16 protein-coding genes are annotated in these 13,019 nt (G+C 40.0%); 14 read left to right on the top strand and 2 right to left on the bottom strand.

The features are described from left to right. Nucleotide 1 precedes the first annotated feature (1 nt). The 5 genes from nrdD to ACGTIC_RS10590 all read left to right on the top strand — a co-directional run bounded on the left by nrdD (nt 2) and on the right by ACGTIC_RS10590 (nt 4,995). Nucleotides 2-1,792 carry an anaerobic ribonucleoside-triphosphate reductase gene (gene nrdD, locus ACGTIC_RS10610; RefSeq protein ID WP_257536490.1) on the top strand — a complete coding sequence of 597 codons (1,791 nt, stop codon included), beginning with the start codon at nt 2-4 and terminating at the stop codon, nt 1,790-1,792. Between the two features lie 4 nt (nt 1,793-1,796). Next, the gene (locus ACGTIC_RS10605) at nt 1,797-1,997 is read left to right on the top strand and encodes a hypothetical protein (protein WP_113855680.1); all 201 of its coding nucleotides are present in this window, start codon (nt 1,797-1,799) and stop codon (nt 1,995-1,997) included. 16 nt (nt 1,998-2,013) lie between these two features. Further along, complete coding sequence (locus tag ACGTIC_RS10600; RefSeq protein WP_113855681.1) at nt 2,014-3,930, top strand: DNA polymerase; 1,917 nt, start codon at nt 2,014-2,016, stop codon at nt 3,928-3,930. Nucleotides 3,931-3,949: 19 nt separating this feature from the next. Beyond that, on the top strand, nt 3,950-4,642 hold the full coding sequence (locus ACGTIC_RS10595) for a hypothetical protein (RefSeq protein ID WP_113855682.1): 693 nt from the start codon (nt 3,950-3,952) through the stop codon (nt 4,640-4,642). Nucleotides 4,643-4,806: 164 nt separating this feature from the next. Then, nucleotides 4,807-4,995 (top strand): hypothetical protein, encoded by a 189-nt coding sequence (locus ACGTIC_RS10590; protein WP_113855683.1) that lies wholly within the window; start codon nt 4,807-4,809, stop codon nt 4,993-4,995. A 32-nt stretch (nt 4,996-5,027) separates the two neighbouring features. Here the strand turns inward: ACGTIC_RS10590 and ACGTIC_RS10585 are convergent, their stop codons facing one another. Beyond that, complete coding sequence (locus ACGTIC_RS10585) at nt 5,028-5,930, bottom strand: IS3 family transposase (RefSeq protein ID WP_394542149.1); 903 nt, start codon at nt 5,928-5,930, stop codon at nt 5,028-5,030. An 8-nt stretch (nt 5,931-5,938) separates the two neighbouring features. Further along, nucleotides 5,939-6,220 carry a transposase gene (locus ACGTIC_RS10580; RefSeq protein WP_113855176.1) on the bottom strand — a complete coding sequence of 94 codons (282 nt, stop codon included), beginning with the start codon at nt 6,218-6,220 and terminating at the stop codon, nt 5,939-5,941. 500 nt (nt 6,221-6,720) lie between these two features. Here ACGTIC_RS10580 and ACGTIC_RS10575 point away from each other — a divergent pair, with 500 nt between their 5' ends. The 9 genes from ACGTIC_RS10575 to ACGTIC_RS10535 all read left to right on the top strand — a co-directional run bounded on the left by ACGTIC_RS10575 (nt 6,721) and on the right by ACGTIC_RS10535 (nt 13,018). Continuing rightward, nucleotides 6,721-6,960 carry a ferredoxin-thioredoxin reductase catalytic domain-containing protein gene (locus ACGTIC_RS10575; RefSeq protein ID WP_113855684.1) on the top strand — a complete coding sequence of 80 codons (240 nt, stop codon included), beginning with the start codon at nt 6,721-6,723 and terminating at the stop codon, nt 6,958-6,960. Further along, a complete protein-coding gene (locus ACGTIC_RS10570; protein WP_257536491.1) occupies nt 6,960-7,739 on the top strand; it encodes a hypothetical protein in 780 nt (259 codons plus the stop codon). Before ACGTIC_RS10575 ends, ACGTIC_RS10570 begins: the two co-directional genes overlap by 1 nt. Continuing rightward, nucleotides 7,712-8,182: a GNAT family N-acetyltransferase gene (locus ACGTIC_RS10565; protein ID WP_113855685.1), complete on the top strand. Its 471-nt coding sequence runs from the start codon at nt 7,712-7,714 to the stop codon at nt 8,180-8,182. The genes ACGTIC_RS10570 and ACGTIC_RS10565 overlap by 28 nt, the downstream gene beginning before the upstream one ends. 3 nt (nt 8,183-8,185) lie before the next feature. Next, complete coding sequence (locus ACGTIC_RS10560; protein WP_113855686.1) at nt 8,186-8,365, top strand: hypothetical protein; 180 nt, start codon at nt 8,186-8,188, stop codon at nt 8,363-8,365. Between the two features lie 276 nt (nt 8,366-8,641). After that, nucleotides 8,642-8,932: a hypothetical protein gene (locus tag ACGTIC_RS10555; protein WP_113855688.1), complete on the top strand. Its 291-nt coding sequence runs from the start codon at nt 8,642-8,644 to the stop codon at nt 8,930-8,932. Next, a complete protein-coding gene (locus ACGTIC_RS10550; RefSeq protein ID WP_113855689.1) occupies nt 8,929-10,479 on the top strand; it encodes a portal protein in 1,551 nt (516 codons plus the stop codon). Before ACGTIC_RS10555 ends, ACGTIC_RS10550 begins: the two co-directional genes overlap by 4 nt. A gap of 6 nt (nt 10,480-10,485) precedes the next feature. Continuing rightward, entirely contained in the window at nt 10,486-11,265 is a 780-nt protein-coding gene (locus ACGTIC_RS10545; protein ID WP_113855690.1) for a hypothetical protein, read from the top strand. 109 nt (nt 11,266-11,374) lie between these two features. Further along, nucleotides 11,375-12,376, top strand: a complete 1,002-nt coding sequence (locus ACGTIC_RS10540) for a phage capsid protein (RefSeq protein ID WP_113855691.1) — start codon at nt 11,375-11,377, stop codon at nt 12,374-12,376. Between the two features lie 75 nt (nt 12,377-12,451). Then, nucleotides 12,452-13,018 (top strand): phage tail protein, encoded by a 567-nt coding sequence (locus ACGTIC_RS10535; protein ID WP_113855692.1) that lies wholly within the window; start codon nt 12,452-12,454, stop codon nt 13,016-13,018. The last annotated feature ends 1 nt before the right edge of the window (nt 13,019 follow it).

The raw sequence follows: 13,019 nt of genomic DNA, 5'->3' as shown, positions 1-13,019 counted from the left end.
AGTGTTTCCTAAGAATGTGGAAGAAAAAATTCGTTACATTCATGATTATGCTAAAGCATCTAACGCCGCTACTGCCTCTAAGGTAGATGCAAACTCGAATGTAACGCAGAAGACAATAGCAGGTCTTGAAGCAGAGCTTTTCAAACCAGATACGATTATGATTAATCGTCAACTAGTTAAAAACAAATTGAAATGCATGTATAACGACGAATTGGCTGGAAAGTATGAAGAAGACCTTGCAAATCATTATATTTACACGCATGATGAGACTTCTTTAAAGCCTTATTGTGCCAGTATTACACTGTATCCTTTCTTATTGGAAGGTACAAAATGTTTAGGTGGTGTGTCTAAAGCACCAAAGAACATACGGAGCTTTTGTGGTTCCTTTGTTAATCTTGTCTATCAAATTGCAAGTAATTTCAGTGGGGCCATAGCTACTGTTGAGTTCTTGCATATGTTTGATTATTTTGCAAGAAAAACCTATGGTTCTGATTATTTGACAACACATAAATTAGACATAAAACAGGAGTTACAGGGTGTTGTCTATGCTCTTAATCAACCAGCAAGTGCAAGAGGAGACCAAAGTGTTTTTTGGAATATCAGTGTCTTTGACCATGATTATCTCAAAGAAATGTTTGGTGGTTTTTACTATCCTGACGGCTCTAAAGTGGACATTGACAGTGTATATAAGCTCCAGTTGTTTTTTCTTGATTGGTTTAGAGAAGAACGAAAGAAAGAGCTTTTGACATTCCCGGTTGTGACAGCCGCACTGTTATACGATAAAGATAAAAAATTCAAAGACACAGATTTTAAAGATTATTTGGCACAGATGAACTCACTTGGTTTGTCTTTCTTTGTTTATATGTCTGATCGTGTTGATAGTTTAGCTTCTTGTTGTCGCTTGCGTAATGAGCTGGTAGATAACACTTTTAGTTACACGCTCGGTGCTGGTGGTGTCGTAACTGGTTCTGCTCGTGTCATCACAATCAATATCAATCGTGTCCTACAGAAGCACGAAAAACTAACTGAGCTGGTACAGCGAGTTCATAAGTATTTGACGGCTCATAAAGCAGTATTGAAAGATTATATTGATGCTGGATTGTTACCAGCATACACACAAGGTTTTATGGATTTAGACAAACAGTTCTTGACTGTTGGTGTCAATGGAGTACTCGAAGGCTATGAGTTCTTACAGGGTAAAGGCCAAATAGCTTCTGATATGTATGACTATGAAGAGTATCTTGTAGATATTCTGCACTTAATCAAAGATTTGAATGCTACAGACAGCAAAAAGTACGGAGTACGCTTCAATACTGAATTTGTCCCAGCAGAAAATCTAGGTGTAAAAAATGCTAAATGGGATAAAGAAGACGGGTTATACGTCCCTAGAGCATGTTACAACAGTTATTTCTACCCAGTGGAAGATGAATATATATCGGTACTGGATAAGCTCAAATTGTATTCAAAAGATATCACAGATAATCTTGATGGTGGTTCCGCTCTTCATCTGAACTTAGAGCAGTTGTTGAGCTTTACACAGTTTTCACATTTGTATGACTTATGTGCTAAGTATGGTGTACAGTACTGGACAACAAATGTCTTGTGTACAATTTGTAATGATTGTGGCTTTATCAATCCAGAGACAACATTGTATTGTACACATTGCAATAGCACGAATGTTGATTATGGAACCAGAGTTATCGGGTATTTGAAACGCATTAGTAACTTTTCAGAAGCTAGACAGAAAGAAGCAGGTAAACGCTACTATCACAAGTTGAATGTAAAGAGGTGATGATGTGAAATTATTGAATATTTATATGAAGCTTATCTCTTTCTATGAATCTCAGTTATTGAAGATGAAAGAAAAGGCCCTGAAACGAGTGCTGAAAGTAATTGCTATCAAACAGCAGATTATTACAGCGTTAGAAGCACAGAAAGAGCAGGAGCAGTTACAGATTGATTACTTAAATGAAATGTGTGAAAAGCTGAAGGAGTAAAAGGAAAGGTGGTTCTATGCTTGTCTTTGATATTGAAACAGATGGGTTGTATGAAGATGTGTCTCAACTCTTTTGTCTAAGTGTTTATGATACAGACAAACAGGAGATGAAACAGTTTGATGATGCACACGCCAAACAGGGTGCCAGATGGATGTATGACAGATGGACAAAAGGTGAAACATTGTGTGGTCATAACATTATCAATTATGATTTACCGACACTTGCAAAACTCTTTGACTGGTTTGTCTTATCTCCAAAATTAAAACATAATGTATTAGACACGCTTGTTCTTTCCCGCCTCATCTTCACACATATAGAAGACTGGGATAGTTCATTGATGAAAAAGAAAGTTCTTCCGTCAAAACTATTTAAATCTCATAGTCTGAAAGCGTGGGGATATCGGTTAGGAGAACTAAAGGGGACTTACGGAGAAGAAGATGATGCATGGGCCTGTTACAATCCTGAGATGCTTGCATATAACAAGCAGGACGTTGTTGTAACGGTAAAACTCTTAGAGAAATTACAATCCTACGACTACTCAAAACAGGCTATAGAACTGGAACATGATGTAGCATGGCTTATGTCTAAACAAGAAAAGAATGGGTTTCCATTCGACACAGAAAAGGCGTTGAAGCTGGAAGCTACATTAAGAGCTAGAGCGGGAGTACTGACAGCTAAATTGGTGCAGGCAGTGCCTCGTATCCCTGATAAAGTGTTTATCCCTAAAAGAGACAATAAGAGACTCGGTTATAAAGCTGGTGTACCTTTTCAAAAGTATAAGGACTTCAATCCAAATAGCAGACAGCAGATAGAATGGTTGTTACGGACACACTACGGTTATTCTCCTACTAATATAGATTGTTACGATGTGGATGATCCAGACAGTATACTTGATTTGAGTAAATGTCGTTTGAAGATTGATGAAGAAACATTCAAGTATATGAAGGAAGATACACAGGCACCAGCGGAAGTCAGGGAGATTGTAGGATACCTAGAAGAGTCACTACTCCTGAAAAAGCGTTTAGGACAATTAGCAGATGGAAAGAATGCATGGTTGTCTATGATTGGAAAGGATGGGAAAATCCATGGAAGTGTTATTCCGAATGGTGCTATTAGCGGTCGTGCTACTCATTCTCGGCCAAACGTGGCACAGGTTCCGCATGTAGGCTCTCCATATGGTAAAGAGTGTAGGGAGTTGTTTAAAGTTCCTGATGGATGGTATCAGGCCGGTATAGATGCTTGCGGTCTTGAACTCAGGTGTCTTGCACATTTTATGTACAAATATGATGGTGGTCAGTATGCTCATACTATTTTGAATGGAGACATACACACCATGAATCAAGAAGCCGCTGGGTTGCCTACACGCAATCAAGCGAAGACGTTTATCTATGCATATTTGTATGGCGCAGGTGATGCCAAAATCGGAAAAATAATAGGTGGGACAGCTGGACAGGGTAAGCAGATAAAGAAGAAATTCAATAAAGCTATTCCTGCCATAGCAATGCTAAGACAAGCGGTTGAAAATGCTCTTGTGTACCCTATTGATTTTAAAAGTGGTCATGGGAAACCTAAAATCACATGGAAACGTCATTTCCTTTATGGTCTTGACAGACGCAAATTACATGTACGAAGCGTTCACAGTGCATTAAATCTACTCTTACAATCAGCTGGCGCATTGATATGTAAGAAGTGGATTGTCACTACAGAACGTAGATTGTTGGCGAGAGGTTTAAGACATGGATGGGATGGCGACTTTTGTCTGATGGCGTGGGTGCATGACGAACAGCAAATAGCGTGCCGAACAGAAGATATAGCAAAGATTGTATGTGAAGAAGCACAGCAGGCAATGAGAGACACACAAGAATACTTTCATTTTAATGTTCAGCTGGATACAGAAGGTATTATTGGGCATAACTGGTATGAATGTCATTAGAAAAGGAGATAGAATTATTATGAAATTTGAAGAAGCAAAGATTGGTATGGAAGTAATTTGGAATGGAAGTACTAAAATGAAAGGGACAATTACCATTATTGACACGCCGGATAAAAGTGTACTGGTTGTATCGGATGACGGATTTTTTAAATTGTGGTTTTTTGATGCCAGTGAGAATCCAAAGTTTGATTTAAAAACTTTAAAACCCTATAATAGCATTCAGTTTACCAAAAAGCCACCTAAGTTTGACATAGATTTAATAGATAGTAAAGAGTTTCAATCTTATGTTGAGGCTGTTATTGCTAAGTATGAGAAAGAGTTTTTACCTGAGGGGACATGCCTTACACATGTGTCTATCCGCAAAGATGGGAAAATTGTAATGAAAGACAACAAAGGTAATAAAGGGATTTCAAAATGTCATCCTGATGATGCTTTTAATCTTGAAATAGGTGTAAAGTTAGCTATACAGCGATTAGCAGACAAGATTCCTTTTGTACCTAAGGAGGGTGAGGTTTACTATTACATATTGTTGTCCACAAGTAACACTTATAAAAGTACATTTTATGAATGTGTTTTTAGCGATAAATTGGATAGAGCTATTGGAAATTGCTTTCGTACAGAAGAAGAAGCGGAAAAGAACAAAGACAAAATTATATCTCGATATAAAACACTTTTGAAATATGCCGAACGGATTGCTAAGGGGGATAACTAGTATGTATGCTAAACGTCTTAAATGCTCTAAATGCGGTCGTACTCTCTTGACAGGATTCACTAAAAACGTTGAATCTGTACAATGCTCTTGCGGACATATAACGTATCCGAATGACGAAAAAGTACAACGAGAACTTTCAAAAGCTGAAAGGAGACATTCAAAGTATGAAAGAAGTTGATTACCGCATCATAGACAATACATGTGTTTATGGTCTGGAAGAATCAGTTGTTGCTTCTGGATATCCGATGGCAACACACATCAATCCTCAGATGCATAAGGTAACGGAAAAGGATGCTAAAAGGGCGCTGAAACTAGGGAGTGCTTTAGCTGGCTTGGTCCTATGTCAAGTTTGAGTACAAGTTAAATTGAGGTTTTTATCAATCAGTTATCCAGCAATCAAAGCTGCCTTTTTCTTGTAGTTTGCATATAATTTCTCATAGTCATTTGGTGACATATAGTTACAGTGACTGTGAATTCGAACGGTATTATAAAACGTGTTAATGTATTCAAACACCAGCATATAGGCTTGTTGATAATTTTCAATCTTAAATCGATTCAGCCATTCTCGCTTAATCAAGGCGTGGAATGATTCTATGCAGGCATTATCCCATGGATAGCCTTTCTTCGAATAGCTGCGGCACATCTGTGCGGTTTCCTTGATATAGGATTGCGAAAGATATTGACAACCGCGGTCAGTGTGAATTACTACCAGACGGCCTGGATTCCTGGTTTGCTTTGCCGTTTGAAGCATCCTAATAATGCCAGATGCATCCAACTTCCGGGATAAATTCCAGGCAATGATTTTTCGAGAAAATAAATCCATGATACTGGCCAAATACACAAATCCTTCAGTGGTCCAAATATAAGTAATATCGCTGCACCAGATCGTATCTGGTCTTGGCGGATTAAATTGTTCTTGCAGAATATTAACTAATATGGCATCAAAACAACTGCTCTGGGTCGTAACGGTATAATGCTTGACCCAACAAGCACGAATCCCCATCTGCCGCATGTAAAGGCCCACTGTCCTTTCGGAAATACATTCACCTTTCTGTTGAAGCAATTTAGTAATTTTGGGTGCTCCATAGATTTGCTTTGAATCTTCGTAAATGGTTTGAATCTGTTTTTTTACCTCCTTACGGTGCGTAGCTTGTTTGGATAATTTGCGATGACTCCATCCATAGTAACCTGATGTAGAAACGCCCAATTCTGCCAGCACTCCAGATACCGAAAAATGGCGTTTCCCCTGATGGGCTTTTTCGGCTTCCTGTTTGACGCTATGGTAAATGGCGGGGATTATTTGTCTAGAATGCTGATAGCTTTTTTTAAGACATTGATGGCATCCTTGGCATCTCGTAATTCACGTTTCAAACGAGCGATTTCCTTGGCTTTATCAGATGCATAGTTTCCGGATCCGCGATATGGCATTTCCCCATTATCCCGTAATTGCTTTTGCCATCGTGACAGTGTCTGTTGGGAAATTCCTAAATTATGGGCACACCCAATCAGTCCTAAGTCACGATGATCATGGTAATATTGGACAGCATCCATTTTAAATTGTTTGTCGAACTTCGTCATACTAAGGCCCCCTATATATACTTTTATTGTATCACTTTATGGAAAACCTCAGTTTGACTTGTCCTATTTATATGCTAGCATCAGCTCTGGTCATGATTGTTTTCTTAAAGGTATTATTGCACAATTTGATTTGACATTCACGGAAAAGATATGGCCGGAAGCAGAGCGGTATCATTTCTTTGATTTTGTGTCTTCTATGTCTACTATGCACATGCTATCAAAAATGGATGTCCGTTATATCTCCTACACGGATAAAAAGATAGCAGACTTGTTTTTGCAGATTGTGAAAGATTATGTAAAGAATCCTACGGAAGATAATTGGCTAAGAATGATATATAGCTATCCTAGTGGTCTTTTATTAACAGCACGTATCACTACGAACTATTTACAGTTAAAGAATATCTACGCACAGAGAAAGACACATAGACTTCCTGAGTGGAGGCAATTCTGTACGTGGGTAGAAGGACTTCCGTTAGTAAAAGAATTGGGGGTAGTACCAAATGACAGCAGTGTATAAAGTGTATGGAGACAACAGTGACTTCCTGAAAAAGAGACATATGGCAGTGACAAAACAATCAAAGGTGTATGACACCATAACGGCTCGTTTAGAAATGAATGATGGCTATTGTCCTTGCCAGCCCTCTAAGACGCATGATACCTTATGTCCTTGTAAGTACATGCGTAAATACAATACATGTCGTTGCGGTCTCTATGTGAAAGCAGAGGGGAAGGACGAATAATGTACAATCCTTTTAGAGACCCTATAACCATTTTGGTAGATGCTGATATGGTTGTCTTTCGGGCTTGCTCATCTTGTGAACATGAAATTGACTGGGGGGATGGCCTTTGGACATTACACTCTGATTTCTCAGAAACCAAAGCGTATCTCATGGATCATATGGACGAATGGATAGGAAGAGCATTAGAACTGGATGAGTACACAGGGGATGTAAAAGTTATTTATGCATTCTCAGATGATTCATCCAATTTTAGAAAGAAGCTCCTGCCTACATATAAGATGAATCGTGTAGGCAAGAGAAAACCAGTCGCATACTATGCACTGAAACAATGGGTAAAAGACGAATGTGATAGTGTTCAGCTACAACATCTGGAAGCAGATGATGTCATAGGTATTCTTGCCACTGGAGAGAAGAAAGACAATAACATTATTCTCTCTGGTGATAAAGATATGAACACAATTCCCACAAAGATATATAACATATTGTCAGACACATTGATTAGTGTATCAGAGAAAGAAGCAAATTACCATTTGTTGTATCAGACTCTTGTAGGGGACACAGCAGACAACTATACAGGTTGTCCAAAGGTGGGAAAAGTCAGAGCAGAGCGCATTTTACAAGAAAATCCCACATGGGAAGCGGTTGTGGATAGTTTTAAGCGTGCCGGACAAACAGAACAGGACGCATTGTTACAGGCTCGTGTAGCACACATTTTGCAGGCTGGAGATTATGAGAAAGGGAAGATAAAATTATGGACACCAAACGATTTGAAGAAGTAACACGGATGACACCTAGTGATTTTGATAAACTTGTGTCTATCATAGCAGAGATTGCGGACAAACAAGCAACACCATTATTCAAACATCGCAAGAGTAATGAAGAACTATCTAAAATTTTGTGGCAGATGTGGTGGCATGAAGAATTACATGTATTTGCTGATGCAGACACTAAAGAATGGGTTGGTGTGGTCGCATTCGATGTGGTTGCCCTTTGGTGGATTGAAGGTATTGTGTTGGTAGAAGACATGCTTGTGTCTTTGTCAAAACGTCCAACAGGTTTTGGTTCTTTTGCTGTCTCCTATCTGGAAAAGGAAGCAAAAAACAGAGGATGCTCTTTAATTTTATCTGGTAGCAGTATGGTTCAGGATTCACAGATTGTACAAAACATGTATAAGAAACATGGGTTTGTTGTCTATGGTGAGTCCTATTTAAAGGAGTTGTAAATTATGATGCATGATGAATTACCTTATGTGCCTTTAGATGTCGTAGCATACCTTGAGGCAATTTATACACCTGATTTTTTTCTAGAAGCAGACAGTGAAAACAATGACGAACGAATGGGTTATATGAAAGGTGCTACAGAAGTCATTGACGTTTTACGATCTTTAGCAGAAAGGAACGATTGATATGGCTAGTGGTGGTTGGATTGGAAACCTCGTCAGCGGTATATTGGGCTGGGGTTCAAAAAGGTATTCTGTCTCACCGACTGTACAGCCCTCTGTTACAGCGGCAGAGTTAGTCCCTAGCACAGAAGCACAGACAGCTGATGCTCCTGTTATGGGTAGTGAGACAGATACAGCAGTAGACAAAAAGAAAAAGCGTGGCTTGTCCAGCTTGTATGTAAAGCCTACAAATAGCGGTACAGGCTCGTCAAGTGACTATACAGGAAGGAGTGGTCTTTAATGGCTAGTGGCGGATGGGTAGGACATACCCTATCTAAAGCGTGGCATGGTGTCACGAAAACAGTTAAAAGTGTTGTAGGGGGTGTAACAGGAGCCAGTTATTCAAATAACGCACAGGCTTCACAGCCACAGCAGATTGTGGTCTCTCAGGCCGCACCTGCACCAACAGCGGCAGAACAGGCCGAATATGATGCAACAGTCACTAATGTGAAGAAGAAACGTGGCAAGAACTCTTTGTATGTGTCTTCTTCCTCTGGAGCCGGTAGTGGTGGTACTGGCATTAATGTATGAGTAATAAACTCTTATCATTCTATACAGACGATTCTGTTAAATCTCGTTATGATAAATTATCATCTGAACGCAAAATGTATGTTGACAGAGCTGTAAGGAACGCTAAGGTTACAATACCGATGCTATTCCCCGAAGAAACAGACAACTATACTACAACATACAAGACTCCATTTCAGAGCATTGGTGCAAGAGGTGTAAATAATCTTGCATCAAAAATTATGCTGGCTCTCTTTCCACCAAATGAGCCATTCTTCAGATTGGAGTTAGGAGATTTAGCAAAACAGCAGGTAAATGCAACAGGTGATACGTCAGCAATGACAAAGATTGACCAGCTAATGAGCAGTATTGAACGTCAGCTTATGGACTACATGGAAGCGAATAGATGTCGCATAACAATTAGTGAAGGTGTCTTACAGCTGATTGTGGCTGGTAACTGCTTGTTATATTTACCACCTAAAGAAGGTGGCATTAAGTTATATAAATTAAATAACTATGTTGTTGTTCGTGATGGGACTGGGGCGTGGATAGAGCTAATAGCAAAAGACAGTATTAGTTATGCCGCTCTCCCGCAAGAAGCTAAAGTACATGTATCTGAAGACATCAATCCAGACAAAAATATAGATGTCTATACGCATGTGTACCTAGGGGATGATGATACATACTACATGTATCAAGAAATTGAAGGGGAAGTTGTATCAGGCAGTGATCAACAGTTTCCAAAAGATAAAGTCCCTTGGATTCCTTTAAGACTTAGAAAAATGGATGGTGAATCTTATGGACGTTCCTATGTAGATGAATACTATGGAGATTTAAAATCTCTCGATACAATCAGTGAAGCTATTGCAGAAATGGCGACACTCTCAGCATTCGCTTTATTCCTTGTGTCTCCATCCGGCACGCTACGTGTTGATAAACTCAAAAATGCCCAGACAGGGGACTTTGTGAAGGGTAAGGAAGGTGATGTTGTTGCTTTCCAGCTGAATAAGGTCAATGATTTACAGGTGGCATATCAGCACAAGCAGGAATTACAGAGTAATCTTTCATTTGCTTTTCTGCTTAACAGCTCTGTACAGCGCAATGCGGAACGAGTCACAGCAGAAGAAATTCGATATGTAGCAAATGAACTTGAAGACAGTGTAGGAAATATTTATTCCTTGTTGTCTCTCGAATTACAATTACCATTAGTTCGTTGCATCATGGCTCAGTTAATGGCGCAAGGTTCTCTCCCAGACATTCCAGAGGGGGCCAATGGCGTTCAGACACATATCATAACTGGTATGGAAGCATTAGGCAGAGGGCATGATTTAACGAAGATTGAACAGTTCTTGCAGATTGGTGCTACCATTCCAGATTTCCAGAATAGACTCAAAGTGGGAAATGTCTTATTGCAATTAGGTACTGCTTTAGGTGTCGATGCATCTACCTTGGTTATGAGTGATGAAGAATATCAAGCAGTACAGCAACAGATGCTCCAGCAACAGATGGCGCAACAGATGGCGTCGCCTTTGGCACAAGGAGCAGTACAGGAAGCTACACAGAAAGGGTGAACATAATTGGAAGAAACTACGAATAACGTAAATGTACCAGCAACAGAGGAAAAGGCAGAAGATACTGTTATTGTCTCTCAGACTCCCTCTAATACGCAGGTGGCTGTAAAAGATACAGCAGAAAGCGTGGATGGTATTATTGACGAAGTTGCTGGTGAAGACAATCAGCCAGCAGAAGAAACACAGACAACAGAAGGTGAAGACACAACACCTAAGGCAGAGGAAGGAACAAATCAGCAGTTAGATACAGCACATAAAGCTCTTGAAGATGCTGAAAAAGACCTTGTGTCCAAAGGTGTTGACTTCAATGCACTTGAAGCAGAGTACATGAATAATGGTTCTCTGTCTTCTGAATCGTATGCAAAACTCGAACAGGCCGGATATCCTAAAGCGGTTGTTGATGGTGTCATTAACGGCTGGGAAGCGGCTTCACAGCGCTTTGTCAATGATGTGTTCAATCTGGCGGGTGGACAGGAAGAGTATGCTCGTATCCAGCAGTTTGTGTCTGCCCAGCCTCAGGCTGTCCGTGATGCATTCAATGCTACGCTCGACAGTGAAAATCTGATGCAGATTAAATTGACACTGGATGGCATTAAAGGCCAGATGGTAAAGCAGTATGGTACACAGAAAGCCTCTATCATTGGTCGTTCTGCTCCTGCTATTGATATGGCTGGTTATGAAACCACAGCAGACATGATTAAAGATATGTCTGACCCTCGATATCAGACAGACCCTAAGTTTACGAAAGAAGTATATCGTAAAGTTAAGAACTCTAAATTGTTTTAATATGAAATTGTAACGGCCATTACAATTTTGGTAGTAAAGACACTCAAGAACTGGGTGTCTTTTTCTATATATATAATTTTTCTATTTTGAAAGGTGGATGATATTAATTATGACAAATATTACTATTGCATCTCCAATGGCTATTGGTACTCAGACAGCAACGGACGCTCAGAAACTTGCACTTGCCCTTAAAGTCTTTAGTGGTGAAACTCTCACAGCGTTTGCTCGTGCATCCGTAACAAATGGTAAATTCGTAAAGCGTTCTATCCAGTCTGGTAAATCCGCACAGTTCCCTGTATTCGGTCGGACAAAAGCGCATTACCTGAAGAGTGGGCAGAGCCTTGATGATAAGCGTGAAAACATCCAGCAGGGTGAACGCACGATTGTTATTGATGGGCTGTTGACTACGGACTGCCTTGTGTCTGATATTGATGAATTTATCGCACATTATGATTTCCGTTCCCCGTATGCGACACAGCTGGGTGAAGCACTGGCTATTTCTATGGATGCTTCTGTCCTTGCTGAAGTCGCTAAGGAAGCGCTGAATACGTCTGAAAACGTAGCTGGTCTCGGTAAAGGTGGCGTTGTTACGGAAACACTGGCAACGGGTAATACGCTGGGTATCAATAAGGAAACTGGTGTAGCTGTACGTAAGATTCTGCTTCAGGTAAAAGCTAAGATGGCTAGTAATTATGTACCTGCTACAGACCGTTATTGCTTTGTAACTCCTGAAATTCATGCGGCACTTGCATCTAACCTTGACTTCTTGAATAGCCAGTACGGTGCATCCGCTACCCTGAGCAATTCTAATGTCATCAACATGGATGGCTTCCAAATTATTGAATGCCCTCATCTGACCGCTGGTGGTGATGATCCGACCAATACGATTCAGGGGGATGGACATGCATTTCCATCTACATATGCTACAAAGTCTCCTCTGCTGATTTGTCATAAAACTTCTGTTGGTATTCTGTCCCTGAAAGATATTGCCTTTGAACAGGCTCGGCGTCCGGAATATCAGGCAGACCAGCTGATTGCTAAGTATGCTATTGGTATTGGTGGTTTACGTCCTGAATCTACGTTTATGGGTATTATCAATAACCCGGGTTAATCTAGTATTATTTTTGGGGAAAAGGGAGTGGAGTGTCTGCTCCCTTTACTCCCTCTTTGAAAGGAGTTGAACTAAGTGTTATTTATTTCTAGTGAACTAGACGCAATTAATTTAATTCTAGCCTCTATTGGTGAAGCTCCTGTAAACAGTATCTCTAATGCAGAATCAGTGGATGTTGATAATGCTATTCGGGCTTTAGAAACTGTTTCTCGCTCTGTACAACGTAAAGGATGGCTATTCAATACCTACATTGATATGGTCTTTCCGCCAGATACTTTATCTAAGCGTATCCGTTATAACCCCTCATGGATAGACATAATAGCCACTGATGGCAAGACATATGTCAAGCGGGGTGATTATGTCTATAATTTAACAGACAAAACATATGAATTTTCAGAGGACTTAACATTGACAATAATTGAAGCATTGGCCTTTGATGACTTGCCGGATGTCTTCAAAACATATATTACAGCAAAAGCCGCTATTCAGTTTCAGGCACGTTACCTTGGTGATGAAAATATATCACAGGAACTATATCAGGAAGCGGCAGAGTCATACGCAGACCTTGTGCAGTACAGTATTGATACAGGGACAAACATGTATCAAATAACGGGTATGCAGTCATTGTTGCAGAGGAGTTGAT

Origin of the sequence: Megasphaera hexanoica, from assembly GCF_043520715.1 — a bacterium.
Classification (GTDB): domain Bacteria; phylum Bacillota; class Negativicutes; order Veillonellales; family Megasphaeraceae; genus Megasphaera; species Megasphaera hexanoica.
This window is presented reverse-complemented; position numbering and strand designations above follow the sequence as displayed.

Bases quoted from the DNA above. Each gene is read 5' to 3' on its own strand.
- ACGTIC_RS10600 (WP_113855681.1), top strand. From the start codon at position 2,014: ATGCTTGTCTTTGATATTGAAACAGATGGGTTGTATGAAGATGTGTCT.
- ACGTIC_RS10595 (WP_113855682.1), top strand. From the start codon at position 3,950: ATGAAATTTGAAGAAGCAAAGATTGGTATGGAAGTAATTTGGAATGGA.
- ACGTIC_RS10590 (WP_113855683.1), top strand. From the start codon at position 4,807: ATGAAAGAAGTTGATTACCGCATCATAGACAATACATGTGTTTATGGT.
- ACGTIC_RS10580 (WP_113855176.1), bottom strand. From the start codon at position 6,220: ATGACGAAGTTCGACAAACAATTTAAAATGGATGCTGTCCAATATTAC.
- ACGTIC_RS10575 (WP_113855684.1), top strand. From the start codon at position 6,721: ATGACAGCAGTGTATAAAGTGTATGGAGACAACAGTGACTTCCTGAAA.
- ACGTIC_RS10570 (WP_257536491.1), top strand. From the start codon at position 6,960: ATGTACAATCCTTTTAGAGACCCTATAACCATTTTGGTAGATGCTGAT.
- ACGTIC_RS10565 (WP_113855685.1), top strand. From the start codon at position 7,712: ATGGACACCAAACGATTTGAAGAAGTAACACGGATGACACCTAGTGAT.
- ACGTIC_RS10560 (WP_113855686.1), top strand. From the start codon at position 8,186: ATGATGCATGATGAATTACCTTATGTGCCTTTAGATGTCGTAGCATAC.
- ACGTIC_RS10555 (WP_113855688.1), top strand. From the start codon at position 8,642: ATGGCTAGTGGCGGATGGGTAGGACATACCCTATCTAAAGCGTGGCAT.
- ACGTIC_RS10550 (WP_113855689.1), top strand. From the start codon at position 8,929: ATGAGTAATAAACTCTTATCATTCTATACAGACGATTCTGTTAAATCT.
- ACGTIC_RS10540 (WP_113855691.1), top strand. From the start codon at position 11,375: ATGACAAATATTACTATTGCATCTCCAATGGCTATTGGTACTCAGACA.